We start from the raw sequence: 26,636 nt of genomic DNA, 5'->3' as shown, positions 1-26,636 counted from the left end.
GTCGATTGTGACCCACCTCCCTGTTTGAGGACGAGACCATCGGTCTACCTACAAGACTATTGGTCTCAAAACTTCGCCACGCTCCCGAGGAGGCGCACCGCATGGTCGAAACCCTTGTCCGGTCTGACCAGCGTACTGACGGGATCGGCATCGGCGATAGCTTCCAGGCCCGAAACTGGACGCTGGCCGTCGCCTGCATGGCCGTGGCCCTGGTGGTGGCGTCGATGACGGCCCTGAACACCGCGCTCGGCGACCTCGCGGTGGCCACCTCGGCCACCGCGTCGCAGCTGAACTGGGTCGTCGACGGCTACACCGTGGCCCTGGCCTGCCTGCTGCTGCCGGCCGGCGCGATCGGTGACCGCTACGGCCGGCGCGGTGCGCTGCTGATCGGGCTGCTGGTGTTCGCGCTCGGTTCGACCGCCCCGGCGCTGCTGCACCATCCGGCCCAGATCATCGCGGGGCGCGCGGTGGCCGGCATCGGCGCCGCCTTCGTCATGCCCGCCACGCTGTCGCTGCTGACGGTGGCCTATCCAAAAGACGACCGCACCAAGGCCGTTGGCATCTGGGCCGGGACGGCCGGCTCCGGCGGCGTCCTGGGCATGCTGGGTTCCGGCCTGCTGCTGCGCTTGTGGGACTGGCACGCGATCTTCTGGTCGTTGGGCATCGCCGGGCTGGTGATCTTCGCGCTGGCCTGCACCGTCGCGTCGTCGCGCGATGCGGGCGCCCCCAGGGTCGATGCGCTGGGCGCGGTCCTGATCGGCGCGGCGGTCGCCATCGCGGTGGCCGCCATTCTGGAAGCACCCGGGCGCGGCTGGAGTGACCCGGTGGTGTGGGGCGGACTGGCGGTCGGCGCGGTGATCGCCGCGGCGTTCGGCGCCCTCGAGTTGCGGCTGGCCCTGCGGGGCAGGCAACCGCTGCTGGACGTCCGGCTGTTCGCCGACCCCAACTTCGCCACCGGGGTGACCGCGATCGTCATCCTGTTCGGCGCCACCTTCGGGTTCTTCTACATCGGCATGCAGTACGTGCAGCAGATCATGGGTTATTCCGCGCTGACGACCGCGGTCGCGTTCGGGCCGTTCATGGTGCCGCTGGCCATCTTCTCGGCCCTGTCGTTCTGGTACGTGCCCAAGTTGGGGCTGCGGCTGGTGTTGTTCGTCGGCACACTGCTGATGGCCGTCGGGTTCGGGTGCATGTATGGGCTCGGCCTGCACTCGACGTACTTCGAATTCGCCTGGCCCACCCTGATTCTGGCCACCGGAATCGGAATCTGCACTGCGCCAACGACTTCGGCGATCATGGGTGCGGTTCCCGACGAGAAGCAGGGCGTGGCCTCCGCCGTGAACGACACGTCGCGCGAGATGGGCGGCGCGCTGGGCATCGCGGTGGCCGGTTCCATCCTGGCCGGACGCTACTCGCACGAGCTTGCGCCCCGGCTGGCCGGATTTCCCCCACCGGTCCGCGGCCAGGCCACCGACTCGCTGGCCAAGGCCGTCGAGATCGCCAACCGGCTCGGGCCCCAGGGCCGGCAGCTGGCCGACATCAGCAAGTCCGCGTTCCTGGCGGCCCTGCACGCGTCCACCATCACGATGGCCGCGATCGTCGCCGTCGCCGCCGTGGCGATCGGGGTGTGGGCGCCCGGCCGCGACGGCCGCCAGCTACGCGCGGTGCGCCGGATGCTGTCGAATCACTGAACGAACCCCGCGGCCCGGTGCCCGATCATCACGATCGTCGCGTGCGGGCCGCGGCTGGTGATCGCGGGCAGGATCGAGCCGTCGATCACCCACAGGTTGTCGATGCCGAGCACCCGGCACCTGGGGTCGACGACGGCGTGCGGATCGCCGTCGAGGCCCATCGGCGCGGTGCCGCACAGATGCTGCGAGGTCGACCAGACGGCGGCGGTGGCATCGATTGTGCCGCCGGCCAATTCGCGGGCCAGCTCGCTGCCCCGGCGCAGCGCCGCGACATCGTCGGGCTCGCTGTCGTAGCGGTGCTCGATTCGCGGCGCCGCGTCGGGGTCGGCCGAGACCAGCGTGATGCGCCCCCGTGCACGCGGCTGCATCAGCGCCACGCCGAGGTGCGGCCAGTCGGCGTGCCCGGCGGTGCCGTCGCCGGTCATCGCGACGAATCCGCCCGTGTACGGCCTGATCTCGAGGTCATCGGCCGTGCTGAGCACCACCTCGAGCACCGGCCGTCCGGGCGCCACCGTCCAATCGGTGGGCAGCACCCACTCGGCATGATCGCTGAACGACATGCCGACGGGCAGCGGCGCCACCACCGGCACGCCCGCGTCGGCCAACATCGGCTCGTCGCCGATGCCCGAGGCCATCAACAGCCTGGCCGTCTCAATCGCACCGGCGCACAACACGATTCGGTCGGCGGTCAGGGTCATCCTTCCGTGCGGGCCGACCGCGTCGACACCCACCGCGACGGCACCGGCAAAACGCAGCCGGGCCACCCGGGTCCGCGCGCGCAGGTCCAGGTTCGGCCGGCCCAGCGCCGGAATCAGGTATCCCGCGCCCGACCCGCGCCGCACGCCGTCGACGATGTTGAGCGGGACGGCGCCTATTCCCGAAACCTGTTCTGGTGCCATGTCATTGAGGTCGGCGATCCAGCCGAACCCGGCGCGCTCGGCGGCGGCGATGAATCGCTCGGTGGTCCCGGTCATCTCGTGCGTGCGGCGCACCTGGATCGGGCCGCTGTGGCCGTGGGCGGGCCCGTCGAAGTCCAGGTCGGTCTCGATGGCGCGGAAGCTGTCCAGCACGTCGGCCCATGCCCAGCCCGGGATGGCGATGCGGTCGAAGTCGCGCGGCAGCCCGCGGCAGAAGTAGCCGCCGTTGATCGCGCCCGATCCGCCCACCGTCGCCCCCCGCACGAGGGGATGCTGGCGGGCGGGTTCGTCGGTGAGGCGGGTCTGGTAGCGCCGCACCAGCGGACTGCCGACGCCGATCGGCAACTGCAACCCGTTGGCGGTCTGGGCGAGCAGTCCCGGGTCGTCGAGGGCGGGCCCCGCCTCCAGGACTGTCACCGCGCACCGCGGGTCGGTGGAAAGACGTTCCGCAACAACCGATCCTGCACTGCCGGCGCCGACGATCAGCACGTCGCTGTGCGAGGCGGCTGTGGTCAAGGCGGTGGTTAGCTCCGGATCTGGGGTTTCAGGGCGCGCACGTTGCGTTCCCGTAGCACACCCCACCACAATCCCAGCCCGTACGCCAGGTCGTCGACGCGCTTGAGCACCAGGTAGGTCGGCAGCCCGATCGGCTCGATGTCGTCGCTGATCGCGTCGCGGCGGCGGAGCCAGTCGACCACCCCGTCCATCACGGCCGCGACCAGAACCACCCGCCGGAAATGGCGCGACATGGTGGCGGCCACCAGCGCCAGCGGCCAGTAGTGCCGGCACAGGGCCGACGCCAGCTGCAGCGCCGCCGACCACAGTCCGCGGCCCGCGATCATCGCGACATCGGTCATGGACGTCTCGGCGCTGCGCATCGCCCGCGCGATCCGGCGCCCGGTCAGCACGGCCAGGACGATGGACGCCAGCCGCGCCAGGGTGGAGCCGAACGCCATCAGGATCCAGGTCATCAGCGCCCAGCCGGAGATCACCACCGGCGCCGTCTTGTCCGGGTGGCGCACCGACAGCGGAGCCGCCGAACCGCCGTAAAAGGCTTTGCGCGCAAGCCAATCCCGCAGTTCGGTGCGGTGATCGTGGGCGACCAGCGCGATCGGCTCGTAGCGTAGCCGGGTACCCGACTCGATGAGCCGCCAGCACAGGTCGACGTCCTCGCCGGACTGCAGGGTCTCGTCGAACCCGCCGACCTCCCGGATCGCCGAGCACCGGCAGATGATGGCCGCACTGGGCACGTAGGACACCGTGCTGTGCGGCAGCACCGGCGCCTCCCGCTCGCCGAGGTCGAGCGAGGAGTGCACCGCCTCGTAGCGGGCCACCACGTTCTCGCTGTGCGACAGGCCCACGATGCGGGGCGCGACCAGGCCGACGGTGGGGTCGCAGAAGTGACCGAGCAGCGCCTCCAGCCAGCCCCGGCGCGGTGCGACGTCGGAGTCCAGGAACGCGACGAAGTCCGTCCGGCAGGCCCCCAACCCGGTGTTGCGGGCCGCCGCCGGGCCCTTGCTGCGGTGGTGGCGCAGCACCTCGATGTCGCAGTGCGCGCCGACGAAGTCTTCCGGCTGGATCGGGGGGAACGAGCCGTCGTCCACCACGACCACACGCAGCCCGCGCAGCGAGCTCACCAAGCGTCGCACCCCAGAAAGGTTGTCCCGCACCGGGATCACCACGGTCACGTCATGGTGCGACGGGCCGCCCGCGGGCCGGGGATGGGCCACCGTGGCGTCCAGCAGGGTGCGGGCGAGCTGGGCGGACAGCTCGTCGCGCACCTTCAGCCGGCCATCCGCGAGCATGTCCTGCGCGGCGGGTGCCAGCTTCAGCAGCCGGGTCGGCGAACCGCCCAGCAGCGCCGAGCCGTCGCCGAGCACCCGCACCCGGCGGTCGACCTGGACGGCGAACCCGTCCGGCAGCCGGGGCCCGCTCATGTGAGCATCCCGTCGGGCCCGGGCCGCCAGCGGGACACCCGGCGGACGGAGCCGTCGACCATCTCGGTGAAGATCCGTTCGCCCTCGGCGGCGGTGGCGGTGGTCGGGTCACCGAGCACCCCGACCGGGCTGACCGCCGCGACTCCCCCGCGACGCATCGACCCGAGCAGCTCGGGCAGGGGCGCGGTGTTGCCGGCCACCGATTGCTCGGTCCGGACCACGGCCGGCGAGATGTGCAGCAACACCGAGGTTTCGGTATGGCCGGCGTGGGCGTCCCCCCCGGCGGTCAGGCACGGACACCAGCCGGCGTCGCGGCCCTCGGCGCGCAACAGGGCCACCGCGCTGCTCAGCGCCTCGACGTTGCCGCCGTGGCCGTTGACGAAGACGAGGCGCCGGGCCCAGCCGGCCGCCGACCTGCCGTACTCGACCAGCAGCAGCGTCAGCGCTTCGGTGCCCAGCGAGATCGTCCCGGCGAAACTCTGGTGCTCACCGCTGGCGCCGTAGGCGATGGCCGGCGCCACCAGCCACTCGCGTCCCAGCCGGGCTCGGGCGGCGCCGGCGACCGCCGTCGCGATCCGGGTGTCGGTGTCCAGCGGCAGGTGCGGACCGTGTTGTTCGGTCGATCCCACCGGAACCATTACCGACGCCGACGCGCTTGATAGCTGGCTCGACGTCGCGGTTCCCAATTCGCCGAGTACGGACACTCGGTGATGGTAGGACGAATTCACCTGGCGTGCACCAATTGTTGAAGCTTGAAAAAAACTTTTTTTCGGGGTCGTTCACTGGGCGTTCGAATTGTGGGCTCGTTCGTCACGGTTACCCCGCCCGTATCACGATTTGCGCAAACGTCACTTAATCCGGAGATATCCGCCCTGATTACTCCGGCTTTTGCTGAGCGCCGCCCGGTGGCACACCCAGCGCCCGGGTGAATCCCGGCGGCACCAGAACGTGGTCGGGCCCGAGGTCGTGAACCGACGAGAGGCCGAGACCCATCAGCGCCGAGTCGATGCCGCCGCGCAGAATGTCGAGCACGTTCTCCACGCCCGGTTGGCCGGCCGCGGCCAGCCCCCACAGGTAGGCCCGGCCGATCATCACGGCGCGCGCCCCCAGCGCCACGGCCTTGACGACGTCGCTGCCGCGCCGCACGCCCCCGTCGAGGAGCACCTCGATCTGATCGCCGACGGCCGCGGCCACCGCGGGCAGCGCGCGGATCGAGGCCGGCGTGCCGTCCAGGTTGTTGCCGCCGTGGTTCGACACCGAAATGGCCGAAACCCCGGCATCCACCGCCCTTTTGGCGTCGTCGACGCGCATCACGCCCTTGAGCATGAACGGCCCGCCCCACAGTTCGCGCAGCCAGGCGATGTCCTCCCAGGTCGGCGGCGCAGTGCCCATCCACTCCCCGTACGCCTGGAAGAAGGGCGGCCCGGGCTCGCCGCGCCGGCCCTGGTTGGGCACCCGCAGCTCCGGCGGCCGCATGGTCTTCGCCCACTGCAGGAACCACCGCGGCTTGGTGATGACCTCCGGGCTCATCTTGACGATGGTCTTGAAGTCCATCTTCTCCGGGATCGATGGGCTGCCCCAGTCCCGGCCGTGCGAGAAGCTCCAGTCGGTGGTGACGATCAGCCCGACCGCCCCGGCCGCGCGGGCGCGCTCGACCCGCGCCGCGATGGCGTCGCGGTCACCCAGCCAGTACACCTGGAAGAACAGCTTGGGGTTGGCCGCGATGACCTCTTCGATCGGCTTGCTGGCGAACGAGGACAACCCCATGGCGGTGCCCCGGGCGTCGGCGGCCCGCGCCACGGCGACCTCACCGTCGGGGTGCACCGCCTGCACGCCCGTCGGCGAGATCAGCACCGGCAACGAAATCTCTTGTCCCATAACGTTCGTCGACAAGTCGCGCTTTTCCTGCGCGCCGATGACGTGCGGGGCGAATCCGAGTTCGCTGAACGCTGCCACGTTGTCGGAGACCGTGACTCCCTTTTCGCTGGCCGAAATCAGCGACGAGTAGGCCGATTTCGGCAGCCGCCGCTTGGCGCGTTGCTGCGCGATGGCGACGGTCTCAAACCATGCGTCGGCCATCGTTACACAGGGCTTTCGTTACACATGCGGGCCGGCGGTGTCGCCGGCGTGACGGCCGGGGGCCGCAGCGACAGCGTGAGCGGCACCGGCTGGCGGATGCGCTTGCCGCGGGAGTGATCGGCGCGGGGGCGCGGCGTCTCGCGGTCGTGCGACAGCGCCGTCGCGCTGTGGCCCTGCACGCATTCGGGGTCCGGCCCGTCCAGCGGCAGGCCGGTGAAGAATTTGGCGGCCATGCACCCGCCCCGGCAGCTGTCGTAGTGACCGCAGCTGCCGCAGGCGCCCGCGGACTGCGGCTCGCGAAGCTCGCGGAACAGCGGGGCGTTCTTCCAGACGTTGTCAAAGCCGCCGTCGGACACCACGTTTCCGGCCAGGAAGCGGTCGTGGATGGCGAACGGGCAGGCGTAGACGTCGCCGACCGGATCGATCAGGCACACGACGCGCCCCGCGCCGCACATGTTCAGACCGGCCAGGGCGCCGGATTGGCCGAGCGGGGCCAGGTGGAAGAAGGAGTCGCCGGTGAGCACCCGCTCGCCCTTGGCCACCAGCCAGTCGTAGAGCTGGACCTGCTGGTCGGCGGTGGGGTGCAGCTCCTCCCAGACGTCGGCGCCGCGCCCGGACGGGCGGAGCCGGGTGATCCGCAGCGTGGCGCCGTAACGGCTTGCCAGCGCGGCGAATTCGTCGAGCTGGTCGACGTTGTGCCGGGTGACCACCACCGAGATCTTGGCGTCTTTGAATCCGGCCGCGGCCAGATTCTCCAGCGCCCGCACCGCCATGTCGAACGAACCGGGCCCGCGGACGGCATCGTTGACCTCGGCGGTCGCGCCGTCCAGCGAGATCTGGACGTCCACGTAGTCGCTGGCCGCCAGCCGCGCCGCGACCTCGGGCGTGATCCGGACGCCGTTGGTGGAGAACTTCACGCCGACGTGGTGTTCGGTCGCGTAGTCGACCAGTTCCCAGAAGTCCGGGCGCACAGTGGGTTCCCCGCCGCCGATGTTGACGTAGAACACCTGCATGCGTTCCAGCTCGTCGATGATGTCCTTGCACTGACGGGTGGACAGCTCGCGCGGGTCGCGCTTGCCCGACGACGACAGGCAGTGCACGCAGGCCAGGTTGCAGGCGTACGTCAGTTCCCAGGTGAGGCAGATGGGCGCGTCGAGGCCGTGCTCGAACTGCTCGATCAGCCGGGGGACGGGGGCCGCTGTGGTCATTGAGGGTCCTTCCGGGGCACCAGCATGTTGGACTCGACGAGCACACCCAGCGCATGCAGGTACGGCGGCTGCGCGGCGTCGTCCACTCCGGCCGCCCGGCAGGCGGACCGGATGTCGGGATGGTCGGCCAGCGACTGCACCACCGTGAGGATGGTGCGGTTCTTCAGAAACGACAGCTTGCGGGTACCGAAGTGGTAGAGCAGCGCGCCGAACGGTTCGGGCCGAACCGCCACCTGCGGGTGCAATCGCCAGCCGCGATCAGGGTCGAACGGCGCCGCCGCCCGAGCCTGCGCGGACGCGGGCACGGTCAGTAGACCCCGCACATGCCGTCGATGGACACCTCTTCGACCAGGGTCTCGGTGACGAGTTGGGTGTCAGTTTCGGTCTCGTGGTCCACGGGGCCTTGCCTTTCGTCCGGTCTTGACAACGATGGGGTCTGAGTCACACTCGCCGCCAGAATATGGCATCGAGTGCCGAAATGGAAGGGCGGGGTCCGATGATGCCGCAGCCGCGGGTGGGCAGGCGCCGCTCGACCACCCCGCACCACATCACCGACGTCGCCATCGACATGTTCACGGCCCGCGGTTTCGCCGACGTGAGCGTCGACGACGTCGCCCAGGCCGCCGGCATCTCCCGCCGGACCCTGTTCCGCTATTACGCGTCCAAGAACGCCATCCCGTGGGGCGACTTCGACAATCACCTTGCGCACCTGCGCGATCTGCTCGACAACGTCGATGCCGACGTGGGCCTGGGTGACGCGCTGCGGGCTGCGCTGTTGGCGTTCAACACCTTTGACGAATCCGAGACCGCCCGGCACCGCCAGCGCATGCGGGTGATCCTGCAAACCGCTGAGCTGCAAGCGTATTCGATGACGATGTACGCCGGCTGGCGTGAGGTGATCGCCGGGTTCGTGGCGCGCCGCATGGACTGCAAGACCGCGGATCTGCTGCCCCAGACGGTCGCCTGGACGATGCTCGGGGTAGCCCTGTCGGCCTACGAGCACTGGCTGGGCGACGAATCCGTCCCACTGCCGGTTGCCCTGGGCAACGCCTTCGACGTCGTCGGCGCCGGACTGCACGGGCTGGGCGGGTGACGGCCGAACACCTGGTGCACACCCTGCGGTCACAGGGCAGGTTCTGCGCCTCGTCGGGCTCGCCGATGTACGGCGAGCTGTTCGAACTGGTCGCCCGCGACGTCGAAGCCGGCGGTGTCTTCGCGAGCATCCTGTCCGGGCGCGAAGACGCCCCGTCGCGCGACGCTGTGCCGCTGCGGTTGCTCGGCGGGCTGCACCGGTTGGTGCTCGACGGCCGGGCGGCGCGGTTGCGCCGCTTCTATCCCAGCACCGGCGGCGGGTGGGACGCCCGGTCCGCCTGGCCGGAAATCCTGGACACCGCCGCCGGCCACGCCGACGCGCTGCGTGCGGCGCTCGGCCAGCCACCGCAGACCAACGAGGTGGGCCGATCGGCCGCCCTGATCGGCGGACTGCTGCTCGTCAATCGCGAATTCGGGTTGCCCATACGGCTTTTCGAGATCGGCTCGAGCGCCGGGCTGAACCTGCGCGCCGACCACTACCGCTACGGCTTCGCCGGCGGCGGGTGGGGCCCGGCCGACTCTCCGGTGCTCATCGACGACGCGTGGCGCGGTGCGCTGCCACCGCCGGGCGACGTGCGCATCGTCGCGCGGCACGGGTATGACATCGCGCCCATCGACGTCGGCCGCGCCGACGGGGAGCTGGCCGTGCTGAGCTATGTCTGGCCCGACCAGGCCGCCCGGCTGGCGCGGCTGCGCGGCGCCATCGAGGTCGCCCGCCGCGTGCCGGCGGCCCTCGAGCGCAGGACCGCCGGCGACGCGGTCGCCGGGCTGACGCTGGCCGACGGTGCGCTGACCGTCTTGTGGCATTCGATCACCTGGCAGTACCTGTCCGTCGACGAACGCGCCGCGGTGCGCGCGCACGTGGACGCGGTGGCCGCCCGGGCCGGCACCGGCTCGCCGTTCGCCCACCTCACGATGGAGCCCGCGCGTTCGGGCCCGGGGGCACCCATCAGGTTCGTGGTGCGGGCCCGCGTCTGGCCCGACGGCGGCGCGCAGACGCTGGGCGAATGCCATCCGCACGGCCCACCGGTGGACTGGCTTACTACGTGCCCATGAAGGTCATCGGGTCGTGCAGCACGCGGGTGCCGTCGTGCAGCCCCTCGATGGCCGCCATGTGTTCGGGCTCGAGCGTGAAGTCGAACACGTCCAGGTTCTGGGCGACGCGTTCGGGTTTGGACGACCGCGAGACCACGACGTTGTCCAACTGCAGGTTCCACCGGACCAGCACCTGTGCGGGGGTGCGGCCGTACTCGGCGGCGATCGACGTCACCGTCGGGTCCTCGAGCATCTTGCCGACGCCCAGCGGGCTGTAGGACTGGGTCTGCACGTCGTGCTCGGCGTGGGCCATGCGCAGGTCGGCCTGGTTCAGCCGCGGGTGCAGCTCGACCTGGTTCACGGCGGGCACCTCGTCGGTCTCCTCGATGACCGTCGCCAGCAGCTCCTCGGTGAAGTTGCAGACGCCGATCGAGCGGGCGTGCCCCTCGTCGCGCGCCACCTGCATGCCCTCGAAGCTCTCCACGTATTTGCCCAGCTTCGGCGCCGGCCAGTGGATCAGGTAGAGGTCGAGGTAGTCCAGCCCGAGTCGGTCCAGGCTCGCCTTGCACGATTCCTGGGCGGTGTGGAAGCCCTGCTTCGAGGTGCCGAGCTTGGTGGCGACGAACAACTCCTCACGGGGAATGCCCGAGGCGGCGATCGCGCGCCCGACGGCTTCCTCGTTGCCGTACGAGGCGGCGGTGTCGATGAGGCGACAGCCGGCCTCCAGCGCCGCGAGCACCGAGCTTTCCGTCTCCTCGTCGGACAACTTGGCTACCCCCAAGCCAAGTACGGGCATCTTCGCCTCGTCGTTGAGAGCGACGGTCGGAATCGCGCTGGCCGAGCTGTATATCTCATCAATCACTGTCACTTGCCAATCACCTGCCTGCTCAAGTTGGTTGTTTTCTGGGAAAGGAACGATGATTCGGCGGCGGCCCGCAGGCCGGGCGTTCAGCCAACCCACTGCGTTGTGAAAAGGTCCCGCAACATCGCTCGCTTGCAGACAGTAGCCAAGCTCGCCAAGCGCTGCACGAAGCCCGACGACACATGCCGGCGCAGCAAAATTCGTCATCGACCAGAGTTACGAGTTTCCAGCACAATGCGTTTGGCGTTGCCGACGATGGCAATTATGTGACACCGACTACAGTGCCGCGACGTCGAAACCGGTGGGCCTGGGGGACAAATGCACCAAAGTGAGGTGTATCACCATCGAATTAGGCTGCGGCGTAAGCGCAATTCGCGACGAACCTCCAGGCAGACCGGGGTAATCAAGCGAAACCCTTGATGGTCTAAGCGCTTTCGATTTCCGTGTTGACGCGGGGTGCACGCGACGCGAATTCGGCGATCCCTTATGCTCGACGAACGCCGAACGCACGCCAATACCGGAAGCGAGGCAGACCTGTCCCATGAAGACAATGCAAGAACTTTTCGAAATCGCCTGGCAGGCAACACAAATCGGCGCCACCACGCTGAAGAAGTCGCAGCCGAGTTCGGTGCAGCACAAGGGTGACCGCGACACGGTCACCGACGTCGACCTCGCAATCCAGCGCGACATCGCCGCATACCTGGCCCAGACCACACCCGACATCGCGCTACTGGCCGAGGAGTCCGAGCAGCAGCCGGAGATCGAGACGTCCGAGTGGCTCTGGGTCCTCGACCCCATCGACGGGACGTCGAACTTCGTCCACGGCCTGCCGATGTGCGCGGTATCGCTGGCCCTGCTGCACTCCGGTCGCACCGTGGTGGCCGTCACCCACGCTCCCCTGCTGGGCAAGACCTACCACGCGATCGAGGGCAAAGGCGCGTTCGTGAACGGGCAACGGATCACCGCCAGCGCCACCGACAGCCTCAGCGGCGCCATCGTGTCCCTCGGCGACTACGCCGTCGGCCACGACGCCGGCCGGCTCAACCGGCACCGGCTGGCGCTCACCACGGAGCTGGTGCCCCGCGTCGAGCGCATCCGGATGATCGGCGCCGCGACCCTCGACCTCGCGTTCGTCGCCGAGGGCGCGCTGGACGCGTGCGTGATGATGTCCAACAAGCCGTGGGACACCGCCGCGGGAACCCTGATCGCCCGCGAGGCCGGAGCGCGGCTCACCGACGCGCAGGGCAACCCGCACACCCACAGCTCCGCGTCGACGATCGTCACCGCGCCGGGCATCGCCGAGCAGCTCGCCACGGTGATCCGCAGCACGGAGGTTCCCAGCGACCGGTACGCGGCCGCCGTCGGCTAGCCGCGAACGCGAAAGATACCGATCAGCCCAGCATTTCGGCGATGGGAACGGCCGCGGCGATCTTGGCGCGGGCCTTCATGACCTTGCCCGGCATCCCGCCGCCGACCACCCCGACGAGGGCGCCGTCGCGTTCGTAGTAGGCCAGGAACTTGCGGCCGTCGTCCTCGACGACGTGGACGACGTCGTCGGCCTCCGGCTCGCCCAAGCACTGGATCTTGACGTCGTACTGGTCGCTCCAGAAGTACGGGACCACGACGATCGGTGCCACATCCTGGCCCAGCATCGCGGGTACCACGGCGCGGGCCTGATCGGCAACATTGCTCCAATGTTCAACTCGCCCTTGATGTCCCGTCGCGTCGCGCCACGAGGCGACGTCGCCGAGCGCCCACACGTTCGGCGCGCTGGTGCGTCCGGCCTCGTCGCAGATGACGCCGTTGTCCACCTCGACGCCGCTGCCCTCGAGCCATTCGGTCGCCGGGCGCGAGCCGATGCCGACGACCACGATGTCGGCCTGCAGTTCGGTGCCGTCGCTCAGCACCACCGCCTCCACGCGCGAGTCGCCGCGCACCTCCGTCACCCCGACCCCGAGGCGGACGTCGACGCCTTCGGCGCGGTGCAGCCGGGCCACCAGCTCGCCGATCTGCACGCCGAGCACCGCGGCCAGCGGGGTGGGCTGCGGCTCCACCAGCACCACGTCCACGCCCAGGCTGCGCAGGCTGGCCGCCACCTCGCAGCCGATGAAGCCGGCGCCGATGACGACGGCGCGCTGGGCGGCGGACGCGTGCTCGCGCAGCGCCATGCTTTCGTCGAAGGTCCGCAGCACGCGGATGCCCTCGAGGTCCGGGATCGCCGGGATGCGCCGGGGCACCAGGCCCGTGGCGATGACGAGTTCGTCGTAGGCCAGCGTGGTGCCGTCGTTCAGAGTCACCGTCTGGGCCGCGGTGTCCAGGCTGCGCGCGGCCGACCCCAGTCGCAGGGTGATGTCGTTCTCGTCGTACCACTCGCGGGGTTTGAGCGCGGTGTCGTCGACCTCTTTGCGCAGCACCTCTTTGGACAGCGGCGGGCGGTCGTAGGGCAGGTGCACCTCGTCGCTGACGATCGTGATGGGGCCGGAATACTCCGATTTCCGCAGCTGCTCGGCGGTGCGGGCGGCGGCCAATCCGCCGCCGACGATCACGATTCCGTTGGTCGCGCTTGCGTCACTACTCACGTGGAGTTCTTAGCACGATGGCGCCTCAGTACTTTAGGGCACCCTTATCCACGGGGATCTGGGTGCCGGTGAGGGTGCCCGAGCCGTCGCCGGCGAGCCAGGCCACCACGTCGGCCACCTCGTCGGCGGCCATGAAGCCGTTGGGCTGCACCGGCATTGGCGGAAAGCTGTGCACGAAGGTGGGATGCTTGGCGAAAATCTCCATCATCGCCTCGGGTTCGATCATCGGGGTGTCCACCGAGTACGGGTGGATGGAGTTGACCCGGATGCCGAATTCGCCGAGCTCGATGGCCAGCGTGTTGGTCAGCGCCGTCAGTCCGTGTTTGCTGGCCGAGTAGTGGCCGTTGCCCGGGGTGGCCTTGATGCCCGCCGACGAGCTGACCACGACGATGGATCCGCCGTTTCCCGCCTCGATCATGGCGGGCACGGTGGCGCGCAGCGTCCGCCAGGTGCCGGTCAGGTTGACGCCGATGACGGTGTCCCACTGCTCGTCGGTGAGCTCCCAAACGCGGCCCCAGCTCAGCACTCCGGCGTTGGCCACCACGATGTCGAGCCGGCCGAACTGTTCGATCCCGTCGGCCACCAGGTCGCGCAGCGCGGCGTCGTCGCGGACGTCGACCTCGCGGGCCAGGCTCTTGCGGCCCTCGTTCTCCACCAGGCGGGCGGTCTCGTCGAGGTCTTCGCGGGTGGCCGGCGTGTACGTCACGCTGGCGGATGCCGCCGCGCAGATGTCCAGCGCGATGATGTCGGCGCCCTCGCGGGCCAGCCGCACCGCGTGCGAGCGCCCCTGCCCGCGGGCGGCCCCGGTGATGAACGCGACCCGCCCCTGCAGTGATCCGGCCTGTCCAGCCACCTGTAATCCCTTCGCCCGCCGATAGACCAAGCCAGGCTAGCAGCGCAATTGAAACGTGTTCTAATTCACCCGGCGTTGCCGGGCGGCCCGTCAGATTTCGGCGATGATCGCCGCGCGCCGGCTGGTGTATTCGGCGTCGGTGAGCGCCCCGCTGGCGTGCAGATCCTGCAGCTCCTGCAGCCGCGCGGCGATCGACGGTTCGGGCGGCGTGACGACCGCCGCCGCCGCGGGCGCCGCGGCCGGCGCCGGCTGCGCGGCCGGGCCTGCTGGTCGACGGCGCGGCGCACCACCGCCTGGATCTGGGCGCGCAGGGCCGGGTTCGACCGGATGTCGACCATCTGGTTGAGCGCGACGTTGTTGGCCTTGAGGATCTGCAGGATCTCCATCAACGGGCCGGCCTGCCCGCTCAGGTCATAGGTTTTGTTGTCCTCGGCCACGGTGAACTGCGCGGGCACCAGGCCGTTGACCAAAGCGCTTCGCTCCCAGTCGATTCGGTATTCGCTGGTGGTGGGGTTGACCAGGACCACCACCTTGCGGGCGTTGAGGTTGCCGAGCCGGGTGACGCTGGCGATGACCCGGTCCTCGCTGTCGAACGGCAGCAGCCCCGGGCCGGCGATGTGCAGGTGCACCTTGACGACCTGCTGGTTGTTCACCCACGTCCCGGTTTCGGTGATCCCGGTGATCTGGGCGAGCGCCAGCACCCCGTTCTGCTCGAGCGCGGCCACCTTGGCCGACGACTTGGCCCCGTAGTTCGCCAGGGCCAGCGCGATCAGCACGTCGGCGACGGTGATCACCAGGCCGACGTAGAACATCCACTGCAGCAGGTTGTCGAGCCCGAGAGTGAAGTACACGATCAGGAAGATCGGTCCCACCAGGCCGCCGCACAGCAAAACCACCAACTGTGCCTTCAGGTAGCGCGCTAACACATGCCCCTCCTCGGCTTACTGGGGAATCGGTGTCAGAGTAGCGCCAAGGCTGCCGCGACGACTGCTATACGCGCAAACCGCGTCCGGCCGGCTACACCGTCTCGGTGGGCACGATCGGCACCCGCTTGACCGGTGGGCCCGCCGGCTGGGCCGGGTGTGCGGGTTGCGCCGGGGCGGGCGCGGCGGTGCGCGCCGATACCGGCATCGTGGACGCCGGCGCGGTCTGCGACGGCACCGCGGTCTGCATCGGCGCGGCGGGTGTTCCGGCCGGCGTCGCGATCGAGGCCGCCGGCTGCACGGGGGTGGGCGACCCGGCCGGCGCGTAGGCCGGCGTCACCACCCGCGCCGCGCCGGCCGGCATGGTGGCCGAGGCCAGCGTCGCCGACCCCGCCGGGGCCGCCGCGGCCGGCGTGCCGGCCGGTGCGGGCGTCACCGCGGCCGCGGCCGGCGCCATCGCCGCGGCCAGCGGCCCGCGGGCGCGGTCGGCGCGGACGTACCCACGGCGCCGGCGCTCACCGCCGGCACCTGAGCCGCCACCGACGCCGGGCCCGCCGCCGACTGCAAGGGCGAGGTGTTGGCCGCCTCGGCGAAGGCATACTGCGCCGCACCGCCATTCATCAGCTGGACGAACTGGCTGTGGAACGCGGCTGCCTGGGCGCTGAGCGCCTGATAGACCTGGGAGTGCGCGTCGAAGAGCGCGGCGATACTCGCCGACACCTCGTCGGCGCCGGGCGCCAGCACGCCCGATGTCGGGCCGAACGCGGCGGTGTTGGCAGAGCTGATCGTCGTGCCGATCCTGGCCAGATCCCCGGCGGCCGCCGCGACGAATTCGGGCGTCGCCTGAACGAACGACATCGGAACCTCCCCGCAACGCTACGGTCAGGAGAATTATGAGCAAATCCTAAACCAGGCGCCGCCGTTGCCGCATGATTTCTCCCCCGCCGCTCCGGGCCGACGCCGCCGCAACGCACAAAGCCCGGATCGCCGAGTCGGCGATCCGGGCTTTGCGGTGGTTCGAAACTACTTGATGATCTTGACGACCCGGCCGGCGCCGACGGTGCGGCCACCCTCACGGATCGCGAACCGCAGACCGTCGTCCATGGCGACGGGCTGGATCAGCTTCACCGAGATGTTGGTGTTGTCACCGGGCATCACCATTTCGGTACCCTCCGGCAGCGTCACCACACCGGTCACGTCGGTGGTGCGGAAGTAGAACTGAGGACGGTAGTTGTTGAAGAACGGCGTGTGCCGGCCGCCCTCGTCCTTGGACAGGATGTAGACCTGGCCCTCGAACTCGGTGTGCGGGGTGGTGGTGCCGGGCTTGGTCACGACCTGACCGCGCTCGACGTCCTCACGCTTGATACCACGCAGCAGCAGCCCGACGTTGTCGCCGGCCTGACCCTGGTCCAGCAGCTTGCGGAACATCTCCACGCCGGTGACGGTGGTCTTGGTGCTGGTCGGCTTGATGCCGACGATCTCGACCTCTTCGTTGACGTTGATGATGCCGCGCTCGACACGACCGGTGACCACCGTGCCACGACCGGTGATGGTGAAGACGTCCTCGACGGGCATCAGGAACGGCTTCTCCGTCTCGCGGACCGGGTCCGGGATCGACTCGTCGACGGCCTCCATCAGCTGCTCGACGGACTCGACCCACTTGGCGTCGCCCTCGAGCGCCTTGAGCGCCGAGACCCGCACGACCGGGGCGTCCTCGTCGAACTCCTGGGCGGCCAGCAGCTCGCGGACCTCCATCTCGACGAGCTCGAGCAGCTCCTCGTCGTCGACCATGTCGGCCTTGTTCAGCGCGACCAGGATGTAGGGCACACCGACCTGACGGGCCAGCAGCACGTGCTCCCGGGTCTGCGGCATCGGGCCGTCGGTCGCGGCGACCACCAGGATCGCGCCGTCCATCTGGGCGGCACCGGTGATCATGTTCTTGATGTAGTCGGCGTGACCCGGGGCGTCGACGTGGGCGTAGTGACGCTTCTCGGTCTGATACTCCACGTGGGAGATGTTGATCGTGATACCGCGCTGACGCTCTTCGGGCGCGTTGTCGATCTGGTCGAACGCACGCGACTCGTTGAGTGCCGGGTACTTGTCGTGCAGAACCTTGGTGATAGCCGCGGTCAGCGTGGTCTTGCCGTGGTCAACGTGACCAATGGTCCCGATGTTGACGTGCGGCTTCGTCCGCTCGAACTTCGCCTTCGCCACTTCTGTGTCCTCCTGGACTAGTTGGTGCTCGTTAAAGCAGTGTTGGTGTTTTCAGTTGTGCCGCGCCCAAGGCATTCCAATGACCCGGCAAGATTACTCCGCTGGCCGTTACTGGCCCGTCGCCTTCGCGATGATCTCCTTTGACACGTTGGCCGGCACTTCGGCGTACGAATCGAAAACCATGGAGTAGTTCGCCCGGCCTTGGGTCTTGGACCGCAGGTCGCCGACGTAGCCGAACATCTCCGACAGCGGCACATGCGCCTTGACGACGCGCGCACCGCTTCGCTCCTCCATGGCCTGGATCTGGCCACGGCGAGAGTTCAGGTCGCCGATCACGTCGCCCATGTAGTCCTCGGGCGTGGTGACCTCGACGGCCATGATCGGTTCCAGGATCACCGGCTGGGCTTGCTGCGCAGCCTTTTTCAGCACCTGGGAACCGGCGATCTTGAAGGCCATCTCCGACGAGTCGACCTCGTGGAAAGCCCCGTCGAGCAGGGTGACCTTCAAGTTCACCAGCGGGTAGCCGGCCAGCACGCCGTACTGCATCGCGTCCTGGGCTCCGGCGTCCACCGACGGGATGTACTCACGCGGGATACGGCCACCGGTGACCTTGTTCTCGAACTCGTAGGTCGCACCGTCCTCGCCGTGGAACGGCTCGAGGTTGATCAGCACCTTCGCGAACTGGCCCGAGCCACCCGTCTGCTTCTTGTGGGTGAACTCGACCTTCTCCGCCACGCGCCGGATGGTCTCCTTGTAGGCCACCTGCGGCTTGCCGACGTTCGCCTCGACCTTGAACTCACGCCGCATGCGGTCGACCAGGATGTCCAGGTGCAGCTCGCCCATGCCGCCGATCACGGTCTGGCCGGTCTCTGCGTCCTGGTGCACCTTGAAGGTCGGGTCTTCCTCGGCGAGCTTCTGGATCGACAGGCTCAGCTTCTCCTGGTCGCTCTTCGTCTTGGGCTCGATGGCCACCTCGATGACCGGGTCGGGGAAGGTCATCGACTCGAGGACGACCTGCTGGTTCGGGTCGCTCAGCGTGTCACCGGTGGTGGTGTCCTTGAGCCCGATCACCGCATAGATGTGACCGGCCGAGGCGGTCTCCACCGGGTTCTCCTTATTGGAGTGCATCTGGAACAGCTTGCCCAGCCGCTCCTTCTTGCCCTTGGTGGCGTTGATGACCTGGCTGCCGGAGTCGACCTTGCCCGAGTACACCCGGACGTAGGTCAGCTTGCCGAAGAACGGGTGGGTCGCGACCTTGAACGCCAGCGCGGAGAACGGCTCGTCGGTCGACGGGTTGCGGGTGACCTCTTCGTCCTCCTTGCCCGGCACGTGGCCGACGGCCGGCGGCACGTCCAGCGGCGAGGGCAGGTAGTCGATGACGGCGTCCAGCATGGGCTGCACGCCCTTGTTCTTGAACGCGCTGCCGCACAGCACCGGGTAGGCCTCCGAGCTGATGGTCAGCTTGCGGATGGCGCCCTTGATCTCCTCGACCGTGAGCTCCTCGCCACCCAGGTACTTCTCCAGCAGCGCCTCGTCGGTCTCGGCGACGGCCTCGAGCAGCTTGGTGCGGTACTCGTCGGCCTTCTCGGCCAGCTCGGCCGGGATCTCGATGGTGTCGTACGTCTCGCCCAGCTTCGTCTCGCCGCGCCACACCTTGGCGTTCATCTCGACCAGGTCGACGATGCCCTCGAAGTCACCCTCGGAGCCGACGGGCAGCTGGATCGGGATGGCGTTGGCGCCGAGGCGCTCCTCCATGGTCTTCACCGAGAAGTAGAAGTCGGCGCCGATCTTGTCCATCTTGTTGACGAAGCAGATGCGCGGGACGTCGTACTTGTCGGCCTGCCGCCAGACCTGCTCGGACTGCGGCTCGACACCCTCCTTGCCGTCGAACACGGCCACGGCACCGTCGAGCACGCGCAGGCTGCGCTCCACCTCGACGGTGAAGTCGACGTGGCCCGGGGTGTCGATGATGTTGATCTGGTTGTCTTTCCAGAAGCAGGTGGTAGCCGCGGAGGTGATGGTGATCCCCCGCTCCTGCTCCTGCTCCATCCAGTCCATGGTGGCGGCGCCGTCGTGCACCTCACCGATCTTGTAGCTGATACCGGTGTAGTAGAGGATGCGCTCGGTCGTCGTCGTCTTGCCGGCGTCGATGTGCGCCATGATGCCGATGTTGCGGACCTTGGTGAGGTCGGTCAGCACGTCCTTCTGTGCCACAGAAGTCTTCCCACTCTTTCGATTGCTTGGTTATTCGCTGTCGCTTTGCGCCCGGCCACCCTGCCTTGACGCGGTTGGATCCCCTACCAGCGATAGTGCGCGAAGGCGCGGTTGGCCTCGGCCATCTTGTGGGTGTCCTCGCGCCGCTTGACGGCGGCACCGAGGCCATTGCTGGCATCCAGGATCTCGTTGGCCAGCCGCTCGACCATGGTCTTCTCGCGGCGTTGCTTGGAGAAGCTGACCAACCAACGCAGTGCCAGCGTCACGGAGCGATCCGGACGCACCTCGACCGGGACCTGGTACGTAGCGCCACCGACGCGGCGGCTGCGCACCTCGAGGGAGGGCTTGACGTTGTCCATTGCGCGCTTGAGGGTGATCACCGGGTCGGTACCCGTCTTTTCCCGAGCGTTCTCGAGCGCTCCATAAACAATGCGTTCGGCCAGCGATTTCTTCCCGTCCAGCAGCACCTTGTTCACCAGCTGCGTCACCAGCTGCGACCCGTAGACCGGGTCGTTGACCAACGGGCGCTTCGGCGCGGGCCCCTTGCGCGGCATCAGCTCTTCTCCTTCTTGGCGCCGTAACGGCTGCGAGCCTGCTTGCGGTTCTTGACACCCTGGGTGTCGAGCGAACCGCGGATGATCTTGTACCGGACACCGGGCAGGTCCTTCACACGACCGCCGCGCACCAGCACCATCGAGTGCTCCTGCAGGTTGTGGCCCTCGCCGGGAATGTAGGCGGTGACCTCAACCTGGCTCGTCAGCTTCACGCGAGCGACCTTCCGAAGCGCCGAGTTCGGCTTCTTCGGGGTGGTGGTGTACACGCGGGTGCATACGCCACGGCGCTGCGGGCTGCCCTTCAGGGCCGCGGTCTTGACCTTCGCGACCTTGTCGCGGCGACCCTTGCGGACCAGCTGCTGAATGGTTGGCATCTACCGGCTTTCTGTGTTCGTGTTCGGCATACTTCTAGCGTTTTCAAGTCTGTGTACTGCAGTTATGTCCGGCCGCATCACCCCGCGTCCGGGTGTGTCGCATGCGCTGCGCACCGGACTTGGTCCGATGCTCCGTGGACACGCGAATTCGCCCGGCATTCACTCCCTTACGGTTAGGCGCCGTAAGCCGCCAGGCACGAGGGACCACAATACCCGCCGCCGGTCTCGCAGGTCAAAGCGACGGCGACGCCATCTGCTCTAGTAGCGCGCGCCATCGGTGGCGGTGCGCCTTTCCAGGCCGGCCGCCAGCCGCAGCACCATGTCGGAGAACAGCGCGTCGGTGTCGATCTCGTCCATCACGCCCGTCATCTCCAGCAATACAAAGCCGTGCAGCGCGGACCAGAACTCCAGCGACGCGTGGAACGCCGCCTCGCCGTCCAGACCGTAGGAGGACAGCACCGCGATCACCGGCGCGGCCGCGCCGCGGGTGGCGGCGGTGTACTCGGGATCGTCGCCGCCGAACGGCATCCGGGTGAAGGCCGAGTAGCGGCCCGGGTGATGGTGGGCGTAGCTGCGGTAGGCCCCGGCCATCACCAGCACCGCGTCGTCGCGGGCGCGGCCCTGGCCCACGCGGTTGAGCATGGTGATGATGTCGTCGATGACGCGGATCCGCACCGCGCGCCGCAGGTCTTCCAGGCTGTCGACGTGGTTGTACAGCGACGGCCCCTTGGTGCCCAACTGCATCGCCAGCGCGTTGATGGTCAGCGCGTCCCAGCCCTCGCGGTCCAGGAACGTCAGGGCGCCGTCGATGATACCGTCCCGGCTCAGCTTGGCCGGACGGGAAGCGGGCCGACCCGCGCGCTGGCGCCCGGCCGCCGGTGGCGGATCCGGTGGAGCTGCCATGGCGGTCGCCCTTCGATTGCGTATACGGGTTGCGGTTAACTAATGACTCTAGTTGACGCCCGTTCAGACTTTAAGCTCCCCGGCGGCGACACGAGCGCAGAGCAACGCAAAATAAAGTCTGCCACCGGGCATGCAAATGCACGTAATGTCATGCTTGCCTCGTTTCGAGCAGCCGACCCGTCCAAAAGGGGGCCCGCAGTGAAGTGGACGACTGTCGCCGGGTCACTGGCCACCTGTGTCATCGCCGTCGTCGCCCTGCCGGGGATTGCGCAGGCCAAAAACGGTGACACCCACGTGATCGGGGAGGACATCGAGCAGACCGTCGACTGCAACGACGCCACGCTGATGGTCAACGGCAGCGGCATCACCGTCACCGCGCTGGGCAACTGCTACGCCGTGACGGTGATGGGCTCGTCGAACACCGTCATCGCCGACTCCGTCTCGCACGACATCACCGTGTACGGCTACAACCAGACGGTGTTCTACAAGAGCGGTCAGCCCGCCCTGTGGGACCGCGGCCGCGAACTGGGCATGACCAACCGGCTCCAGCAGGTGCCGGGCTAAACCGTGACACCACAACAACATCGGATCAAGAATCGAGGAACCATGCCCGCCAACATCCGTGACCGCTCGCTGCGCCTGGCCGTGCTCGCCATGACACCGGCCGCGGCGGCCCTGGTACTGGCCGGCTGCAGTTCGACGGCCAACCCGCCCGCGGGGTCCTCGACGACCACCACCAAGAGCAGCGCGACGACCAGTGCCGGCGCGGCGCCGACGACGGGCTCGAGCGGGGCGAGCACCACCGCGTCCATCGAGATCGGCAACACGATCAACTACGGATCGATGGGCACCACCACCACCCTGGACTGCGCCAGCGGCAAGTCGCTGAACGTCGGCGGGTCGGACAACAACCTGACCGTCACCGGCACCTGCGAGACGGCCACGGTCAGCGGCACCAACAACAAGATCACCTTCGACAAGGTGAACACCCGCATCACCGTGCTGGGGATGAACAACACCATCACCTATAAGGACGGCGACCCCAAGGTCGACAAGATCGGCCAGAGCAACACGATCAACAAGGGCAGCTGAACCCCGCGCCCGTGCGGCGCTAGCCGGCCGGGCCCCGTGCCGTCCCGCGCCCGCCGCGAAGCGCCCGGCCCCTTCGTTCGCCTCCGCGGCGACCCGGGAGATGCTGGCGAATTCGAAGTCGATCGCGTCGGATTCGGTTGCGCCCCATTGGTGTAGCGCCGAGAGCCGGTCGGAGCGCAGGCATTGCTGCGGCAGCGCCGCCAGCTGCGCCGCCAATTCCTCGGCGGCCTGGCGCGACTGACCCTTGGGCACCACCCGATTGGCCAACCCGATGGCCAGAGCTTCGTCGGCGGCCACCGCGCGGCCGGTGAGGATCATGTCCATCGCGCGGCTGTGCCCGATCAGCCGGGGCAGCCGCACCGTGCCGCCGTCGATCAGGGGAACCCCCCAGCGCCGGCAGAACACGCCGAACACGGCGTCCTCTTCGGCCACCCGCAGGTCGCACCAGACGGCCAGTTCCAGGCCGCCGGCGACGGCGTGGCCGCTTACCGCGGCGATGACGGGCTTGGACAGCACCATCCGTGTCGGCCCCATCGGGCCCGGGCCGGTGCGGTGCACCGCATTGGCGTCGGGGGTGTTGAAGGCCTTCAAATCGGCTCCGGCGCAGAAGGTTCCGTTGTCACCCCAGAGCACCGCCACCGACGCGGTGTCGTCGCGGTCGAACTCCTCGAACGCCGAATACAACGCGGCGGCCGTCGGGCCGTTGACCGCGTTGCGGGCCGCCGGCCGGTTGATGATCACCGTGGTCACCGGGCCGTTGCGCTCGACCCGCACCGGTTCGCTCATGTCGCCTCCGCAAATAGTGGTTCGCGCCGCCGCAGCAGTTCGGCGGCGAAGTCGTGGTAGGCCGCCCGCAACCGGGCGCCCGGCCAGTCGGCCGGCAGCAGCTCGTCGGGCAGCACCGGGTCGGTGAGCAGGTGGCGCACCGTCGCTGCGGCCACCAGGAAACGGGCGGGAATATCTGGCGCGCTGGCCATCTCGTCGAGCAGCCGATGACCGTTCTGGGCCCAGGCCGGCAGGTCCCACAGCTGCGCGGCCAGCCCGGCGGGGTCGTCGTCGCGCGCCCGCAGCACCCGCGCCTGGGCGGCGATTTCGGGGCCGGGTTCGGCCTCGATGTTGTCGGGCCGCATCCACACCCCCTCGCGGAGCTCACCGAAGCGCTTGTCGTGCAAGGTGGTTCGCAGCGCCGCGCGGGTGCGCGCGTCATTTCCGACGCTGGTCACGATCAGCGTGACCCACTCGCCGTTCCAGGGGTGCACCCGCGGGTCGATGGCGGCGTCCTGGCGCTCCTGACGGGCCAGCAGGCGATCGGAGAGCCGGTAGCCGTCGGCGGAGCGGATCAGGTCGCCCGCACCGACCATGCGGGTCAACGCCACCCGCAGGGTCGACTCCTTGATGCCGAAATCCGATGTGAGCCTGACTAATTCGCTGGCCCGGGCGTGCGCGGGGTGAGCGCCGAGCAGGACGCTGAGCACCACCGACCGCGCCGTCATGTCCGGCATGGCTACACCCCGGACGCGCGGCGGCCGTGGTCGCCGAACGGTTCGTCCCGGTGCCGCACCGCCTCGCGGAACCCGTGCTCGACGGCGTCGGCGACGAACGCGTGCCCCTCGGGCGTATGCCGGGCCACCCCGTCGAACACCGTGCTGACCATCCGGCTGGTGGCCACCCCCTGTTGCAGCAGAGCGGAATTCAGCGCGAGCTTGACCATGATCAGCTGGTTGACCGGCACCGCGGCGATCCGCTCGACCAGCCGCTCGGTGCGCTCGTCGAGGTCCGCCGGGTCCGGCGCCTCGACCGCCCATCCCCACTCGGCGGCCTGCGCTCCGGTGATGCAATCACCGGTGAACAACAGCCTTTTCGCGCGCTGATCACCCAGGCGGTGCGCCCACAGCCCGGCCGCCGGGACGCCCCACACCCGGGTCGGCGGGTAGCCGATCTTGGCGTCGGCGGCGGCGATCACCTGGTCGGCATGCAGCGCGATGTCGGTGCCGCCGGCCACGCAGTAGCCGTGGATCTTGACCACCGTCGGCTTGTCGGCGTGCATGAGGCTGGAGAAGCCGCGCACGAAGCGACTCATCATCTGGTAGTCGATCATCGGGTCCCACGGCTGATCGGCCAGATGGTTGACCGCCTGGGTCTTTCCGTCCAGCACGGTGCCCTGATAGGCACCGGTGCCGCCGGCCGAGCCGGTGCGATCGGCGTAGGCGCTCAGGTCGAAGCCCGCGCAGAAGCCCTCGCCTCGACCGGACACCAGGATGACGTGCACGTTCGGGTCGAGGTCGGCGCGCTCCACCAACGCCGAGAGTTCCAGCGGGGTGTCCGCGACGATCGCGTTGCCCTTGTCCGGCCGGTTGAACGTGATGCGCGCAACCCGATCGGTGACCTCGTAGGTCATCGTCTTGAGGTTGTCGAAGTCGACTGGCCTGATCGCGTGAGTCATGTTGCGGCTCAGCCCTTTACCAGCGCCCGCTCCAGAATCGGTGCGAGGTCGAGCCCGTCCGGCATGGTGCCGAAGGCGCCGCCCCACCGTCGGTCCAGCCGGGTGGTCAGGAAAGCCTCGGCTACGGCCGGGTGGCCGTGGCGCACCAGCAGCGAGCCCTGCAGCGCCAGGCAGATGTCTTCGGCGACCTTGCGGCCGCGGTAGGCGATGGTCTCCAGGTCGCCGAGTTGCTTCTTCAGCGCGTCAACGTGGTCGGCCAGCCGCCGGTCCTGCCCAGCGCCGTCGGCCAGCTCGTCGAACAGCACCTCGACGCACTCGGGACGAGTTGCCATGGCGCGCAACGTGTCCAGCGCGCTGACGTTGCCCGAGCCCTCCCAGATGCCCATCAGCGGCGCCTCCCGGTACAGCCGCGGCATGCCGGAGTCCTCGACGTAGCCGTTGCCGCCCAGGCATTCCAGGGCCTCGGCGGCGTGCGGGGTGGAACGCTTGCACACCCAGTACTTGCTGGCCGCCAGCCCGATGCGGCGCAGCAGCGCTTCGCGCTGGTCGCCGCGCACGGCCTTGTCGGTGGCGCCGGCCATCCGCATCGCGACCATGGTGGCCGCCTCCGCCTCGACGGCAAGGTCGGCCAGCACGTTGCGCATCAGCGGTTGGTCGATCAGGTAGGCGCCGAAGGCCTTTCGATGCTGGGCGTGGTAGATCGCCCGGGTCAGGCCGGTGCGCATGCTGGTGGCGCTGCCCAGCGTGCAGTCCAGCCGGGTGAGGTTGACCATCTCGATGATGGTGGGCACGCCGCGCCCCTCCTCCCCCACCAGCCACGCGATCGCGCCGTCGTATTCGACCTCACTGGACGCGTTGGCGTGGTTGCCGAGCTTGTCCTTGAGGCGCTGCAGGAACATTCGGTTGCGGGTGCCGTCGGGCAGGACCCGGGGCAGCATGAAGCAGGACAGTCCGCCCGGCGCCTGCGCCAGCACCAGGAAGATGTCGCACATCGGCGCCGAGGTGAACCACTTGTGACCGGTGAGGCGGTAGCTGCCGTCGGCGTTGGGGGTGGCCTCGGTGGTGCCCGCGCGCACGTCGGAACCGCCCTGCTTCTCGGTCATCGACATGCCCGCGGTGATGCCGGGCTTGGTGGTGGCCAGCCTGAGCTCGGGGTCGTACTCGCGGCTGGTCAGCAGCGGCTCGTACACCTTGGCCAGTTCGGGGTTGCAGCGCAGCGCCGGAACGACGGCGTACGTCATCGAGATCGGGCAGATGTGGCCCGGCTCGACCGTCCACACCGAGGTCTTGGCGGCGCGGACGACGTGGGCACCCGGGCGCTCGTCGGCCCAGGGCGCGGCGTGCATGCCGTGGGCGACGGCCGCGCGCATGAGTTCGTGGTAGGCGGGGTCGTATTCGACCTCGTCGATGCGGTGCCCGTTGCGGTCGTGGGTGTGCAAGATGGGGCGGTTGCGGTCGGCGAGCTCACCCCAGCGCTGGGCCTGGTGGGTGGCCGACAGCGCGCCCACCTCGTTGACCTCGTCCAGGCCCCACTGCCCGCCCTCGCGGATCAGGGCCTCGATGAGCACCGCGGAGCTGGCCGGGTTGTGGTTTTCCAGGGGTGGGACCTGGTTGGTGACGACGTGGGTGTCCGACATGCCACCAATGTTACATTTTCCCGACAGTT

At 68.9% G+C, this 26,636-nt stretch carries 26 protein-coding genes and 2 pseudogenes; 6 read left to right on the top strand and 22 right to left on the bottom strand.

The features are described 5' to 3' along the window. The first annotated feature begins 101 nt into the window (after positions 1–101). Positions 102–1,691, top strand: coding sequence for an MFS transporter (locus tag B9D87_RS23295; RefSeq protein WP_007773596.1), 1,590 nt, complete (start codon positions 102–104; stop codon positions 1,689–1,691). Here the strand turns inward: B9D87_RS23295 and mftG are convergent. From mftG to mftA, 7 genes are all read right to left on the bottom strand, one after another. Beyond that, the gene (mftG, locus tag B9D87_RS23290) at positions 1,685–3,124 is read right to left on the bottom strand and encodes a mycofactocin dehydrogenase MftG (RefSeq protein ID WP_007773597.1); all 1,440 of its coding nucleotides are present in this window, start codon (positions 3,122–3,124) and stop codon (positions 1,685–1,687) included. The genes B9D87_RS23295 and mftG overlap by 7 nt on opposite strands. An 8-nt stretch (positions 3,125–3,132) precedes the next feature. Next, entirely contained in the window at positions 3,133–4,545 is a 1,413-nt protein-coding gene (gene mftF, locus B9D87_RS23285; protein ID WP_007773599.1) for a mycofactocin biosynthesis glycosyltransferase MftF, read from the bottom strand. Next, complete coding sequence (gene mftE, locus B9D87_RS23280) at positions 4,542–5,273, bottom strand: mycofactocin biosynthesis peptidyl-dipeptidase MftE (protein WP_007773601.1); 732 nt, start codon at positions 5,271–5,273, stop codon at positions 4,542–4,544. The genes mftF and mftE overlap by 4 nt, the downstream gene beginning before the upstream one ends. A 148-nt stretch (positions 5,274–5,421) precedes the next feature. Further along, on the bottom strand, positions 5,422–6,624 hold the full coding sequence (mftD, locus tag B9D87_RS23275; protein WP_007773603.1) for a pre-mycofactocin synthase MftD: 1,203 nt from the start codon (positions 6,622–6,624) through the stop codon (positions 5,422–5,424). Between the two features lie 2 nt (positions 6,625–6,626). Next, a complete protein-coding gene (gene mftC / locus B9D87_RS23270) occupies positions 6,627–7,832 on the bottom strand; it encodes a mycofactocin radical SAM maturase (protein ID WP_007773604.1) in 1,206 nt (401 codons plus the stop codon). Next, positions 7,829–8,155 carry a mycofactocin biosynthesis chaperone MftB gene (mftB, locus tag B9D87_RS23265; protein ID WP_007773605.1) on the bottom strand — a complete coding sequence of 109 codons (327 nt, stop codon included), beginning with the start codon at positions 8,153–8,155 and terminating at the stop codon, positions 7,829–7,831. Before mftB ends, mftC begins: the two co-directional genes overlap by 4 nt. Beyond that, a complete protein-coding gene (mftA, locus tag B9D87_RS23260) occupies positions 8,140–8,229 on the bottom strand; it encodes a mycofactocin precursor MftA (RefSeq protein WP_007773607.1) in 90 nt (29 codons plus the stop codon). The genes mftB and mftA overlap by 16 nt, the downstream gene beginning before the upstream one ends. A 99-nt stretch (positions 8,230–8,328) precedes the next feature. Between mftA and mftR the strand changes: the two genes are divergently transcribed. Further along, on the top strand, positions 8,329–8,925 hold the full coding sequence (gene mftR, locus B9D87_RS23255) for a mycofactocin system transcriptional regulator MftR (RefSeq protein WP_167540332.1): 597 nt from the start codon (positions 8,329–8,331) through the stop codon (positions 8,923–8,925). Beyond that, positions 8,922–9,980, top strand: a complete 1,059-nt coding sequence (locus tag B9D87_RS23250) for a DUF2332 domain-containing protein (protein ID WP_007773609.1) — start codon at positions 8,922–8,924, stop codon at positions 9,978–9,980. The genes mftR and B9D87_RS23250 overlap by 4 nt, the downstream gene beginning before the upstream one ends. Here the strand turns inward: B9D87_RS23250 and B9D87_RS23245 are convergent. Continuing rightward, complete coding sequence (locus B9D87_RS23245) at positions 9,967–10,827, bottom strand: aldo/keto reductase (RefSeq protein ID WP_052002544.1); 861 nt, start codon at positions 10,825–10,827, stop codon at positions 9,967–9,969. The genes B9D87_RS23250 and B9D87_RS23245 overlap by 14 nt on opposite strands. A 535-nt stretch (positions 10,828–11,362) precedes the next feature. Here B9D87_RS23245 and B9D87_RS23240 point away from each other — a divergent pair. After that, positions 11,363–12,190 carry an inositol monophosphatase family protein gene (locus tag B9D87_RS23240; protein WP_040630998.1) on the top strand — a complete coding sequence of 276 codons (828 nt, stop codon included), beginning with the start codon at positions 11,363–11,365 and terminating at the stop codon, positions 12,188–12,190. A 22-nt stretch (positions 12,191–12,212) separates the two neighbouring features. Here B9D87_RS23240 and B9D87_RS23235 read toward each other — a convergent pair whose 3' ends face one another. The 10 genes and pseudogenes from B9D87_RS23235 to B9D87_RS23195 form a co-directional block, all read right to left on the bottom strand. Further along, entirely contained in the window at positions 12,213–13,400 is a 1,188-nt protein-coding gene (locus tag B9D87_RS23235; RefSeq protein ID WP_040631000.1) for an FAD-dependent oxidoreductase, read from the bottom strand. A 25-nt stretch (positions 13,401–13,425) separates the two neighbouring features. Continuing rightward, positions 13,426–14,253: a mycofactocin-coupled SDR family oxidoreductase gene (locus B9D87_RS23230; RefSeq protein WP_007773614.1), complete on the bottom strand. Its 828-nt coding sequence runs from the start codon at positions 14,251–14,253 to the stop codon at positions 13,426–13,428. 90 nt (positions 14,254–14,343) lie between these two features. Then, a pseudogene (locus B9D87_RS23225) lies at positions 14,344–15,179 on the bottom strand (SHOCT domain-containing protein). Between the two features lie 91 nt (positions 15,180–15,270). Beyond that, complete coding sequence (locus B9D87_RS27660; protein WP_254425576.1) at positions 15,271–15,633, bottom strand: hypothetical protein; 363 nt, start codon at positions 15,631–15,633, stop codon at positions 15,271–15,273. Next, positions 15,609–16,034: a PE family protein gene (locus B9D87_RS27655; RefSeq protein ID WP_367648961.1), complete on the bottom strand. Its 426-nt coding sequence runs from the start codon at positions 16,032–16,034 to the stop codon at positions 15,609–15,611. Before B9D87_RS27655 ends, B9D87_RS27660 begins: the two co-directional genes overlap by 25 nt. A gap of 165 nt (positions 16,035–16,199) precedes the next feature. Continuing rightward, positions 16,200–17,390 carry an elongation factor Tu gene (gene tuf / locus B9D87_RS23215; protein ID WP_007767791.1) on the bottom strand — a complete coding sequence of 397 codons (1,191 nt, stop codon included), beginning with the start codon at positions 17,388–17,390 and terminating at the stop codon, positions 16,200–16,202. Positions 17,391–17,498: 108 nt separating this feature from the next. Next, positions 17,499–19,604 carry an elongation factor G gene (gene fusA / locus B9D87_RS23210; RefSeq protein ID WP_007767792.1) on the bottom strand — a complete coding sequence of 702 codons (2,106 nt, stop codon included), beginning with the start codon at positions 19,602–19,604 and terminating at the stop codon, positions 17,499–17,501. Between the two features lie 83 nt (positions 19,605–19,687). Further along, a complete protein-coding gene (gene rpsG, locus B9D87_RS23205) occupies positions 19,688–20,158 on the bottom strand; it encodes a 30S ribosomal protein S7 (protein WP_007767793.1) in 471 nt (156 codons plus the stop codon). Then, positions 20,158–20,532: a 30S ribosomal protein S12 gene (gene rpsL, locus B9D87_RS23200; protein WP_007767794.1), complete on the bottom strand. Its 375-nt coding sequence runs from the start codon at positions 20,530–20,532 to the stop codon at positions 20,158–20,160. The genes rpsG and rpsL overlap by 1 nt, the downstream gene beginning before the upstream one ends. A gap of 258 nt (positions 20,533–20,790) precedes the next feature. Then, on the bottom strand, positions 20,791–21,435 hold the full coding sequence (locus B9D87_RS23195; RefSeq protein WP_007767795.1) for a TetR/AcrR family transcriptional regulator: 645 nt from the start codon (positions 21,433–21,435) through the stop codon (positions 20,791–20,793). Between the two features lie 198 nt (positions 21,436–21,633). On the opposite strand from B9D87_RS23195, the gene B9D87_RS23190 reads away from it, so the two are divergent. Together B9D87_RS23190 and B9D87_RS23185 are read left to right on the top strand one after the other, a co-directional pair. Next, complete coding sequence (locus B9D87_RS23190) at positions 21,634–21,999, top strand: DUF3060 domain-containing protein (RefSeq protein WP_007767796.1); 366 nt, start codon at positions 21,634–21,636, stop codon at positions 21,997–21,999. Between the two features lie 42 nt (positions 22,000–22,041). Beyond that, entirely contained in the window at positions 22,042–22,527 is a 486-nt protein-coding gene (locus B9D87_RS23185) for a DUF3060 domain-containing protein (protein ID WP_007767798.1), read from the top strand. A 12-nt stretch (positions 22,528–22,539) separates the two neighbouring features. Here the strand turns inward: B9D87_RS23185 and B9D87_RS23180 are convergent. The 4 genes and pseudogenes from B9D87_RS23180 to B9D87_RS23165 form a co-directional block, all read right to left on the bottom strand. After that, positions 22,540–23,313, bottom strand: a pseudogene (locus B9D87_RS23180) (crotonase/enoyl-CoA hydratase family protein); the annotation flags it as partial. Beyond that, a complete protein-coding gene (locus B9D87_RS23175; RefSeq protein WP_007767804.1) occupies positions 23,310–24,029 on the bottom strand; it encodes a PaaX family transcriptional regulator C-terminal domain-containing protein in 720 nt (239 codons plus the stop codon). The pseudogene B9D87_RS23180 and the gene B9D87_RS23175, both read right to left, overlap by 4 nt. Positions 24,030–24,031: 2 nt before the next feature. Beyond that, a complete protein-coding gene (locus B9D87_RS23170) occupies positions 24,032–24,970 on the bottom strand; it encodes a crotonase/enoyl-CoA hydratase family protein (RefSeq protein WP_007767806.1) in 939 nt (312 codons plus the stop codon). Between the two features lie 8 nt (positions 24,971–24,978). Continuing rightward, positions 24,979–26,607, bottom strand: a complete 1,629-nt coding sequence (locus tag B9D87_RS23165) for an acyl-CoA dehydrogenase family protein (protein ID WP_007767807.1) — start codon at positions 26,605–26,607, stop codon at positions 24,979–24,981. Positions 26,608–26,636 lie beyond the last annotated feature (29 nt).

The sequence above is a fragment of the Mycobacterium colombiense CECT 3035 genome, from assembly GCF_002105755.1.
Classification (GTDB): domain Bacteria; phylum Actinomycetota; class Actinomycetes; order Mycobacteriales; family Mycobacteriaceae; genus Mycobacterium; species Mycobacterium colombiense.
Note: the sequence above shows the minus strand (reverse complement) of the source record. Positions and strands in the feature narration are given on the sequence as shown.

What these genes read in the sequence shown, in the direction of transcription:
- B9D87_RS23165 (WP_007767807.1), bottom strand. Translation starts at nt 26,607, where the DNA reads ATGTCGGACACCCACGTCGTCACCAACCAGGTCCCACCCCTGGAAAAC.
- mftD (WP_007773603.1), bottom strand. Translation starts at nt 6,624, where the DNA reads ATGGCCGACGCATGGTTTGAGACCGTCGCCATCGCGCAGCAACGCGCC.
- B9D87_RS23295 (WP_007773596.1), top strand. Translation starts at nt 102, where the DNA reads ATGGTCGAAACCCTTGTCCGGTCTGACCAGCGTACTGACGGGATCGGC.
- mftC (WP_007773604.1), bottom strand. Translation starts at nt 7,832, where the DNA reads ATGACCACAGCGGCCCCCGTCCCCCGGCTGATCGAGCAGTTCGAGCAC.
- B9D87_RS27660 (WP_254425576.1), bottom strand. Translation starts at nt 15,633, where the DNA reads ATGGCGCCGGCCGCGGCCGCGGTGACGCCCGCACCGGCCGGCACGCCG.
- rpsL (WP_007767794.1), bottom strand. Translation starts at nt 20,532, where the DNA reads ATGCCAACCATTCAGCAGCTGGTCCGCAAGGGTCGCCGCGACAAGGTC.
- B9D87_RS23185 (WP_007767798.1), top strand. Translation starts at nt 22,042, where the DNA reads ATGCCCGCCAACATCCGTGACCGCTCGCTGCGCCTGGCCGTGCTCGCC.
- B9D87_RS23175 (WP_007767804.1), bottom strand. Translation starts at nt 24,029, where the DNA reads ATGCCGGACATGACGGCGCGGTCGGTGGTGCTCAGCGTCCTGCTCGGC.
- B9D87_RS23170 (WP_007767806.1), bottom strand. Translation starts at nt 24,970, where the DNA reads ATGACTCACGCGATCAGGCCAGTCGACTTCGACAACCTCAAGACGATG.
- B9D87_RS23240 (WP_040630998.1), top strand. Translation starts at nt 11,363, where the DNA reads ATGAAGACAATGCAAGAACTTTTCGAAATCGCCTGGCAGGCAACACAA.
- rpsG (WP_007767793.1), bottom strand. Translation starts at nt 20,158, where the DNA reads ATGCCGCGCAAGGGGCCCGCGCCGAAGCGCCCGTTGGTCAACGACCCG.
- B9D87_RS23195 (WP_007767795.1), bottom strand. Translation starts at nt 21,435, where the DNA reads ATGGCAGCTCCACCGGATCCGCCACCGGCGGCCGGGCGCCAGCGCGCG.
- B9D87_RS27655 (WP_367648961.1), bottom strand. Translation starts at nt 16,034, where the DNA reads ATGTCGTTCGTTCAGGCGACGCCCGAATTCGTCGCGGCGGCCGCCGGG.
- mftF (WP_007773599.1), bottom strand. Translation starts at nt 4,545, where the DNA reads ATGAGCGGGCCCCGGCTGCCGGACGGGTTCGCCGTCCAGGTCGACCGC.
- mftR (WP_167540332.1), top strand. Translation starts at nt 8,329, where the DNA reads ATGATGCCGCAGCCGCGGGTGGGCAGGCGCCGCTCGACCACCCCGCAC.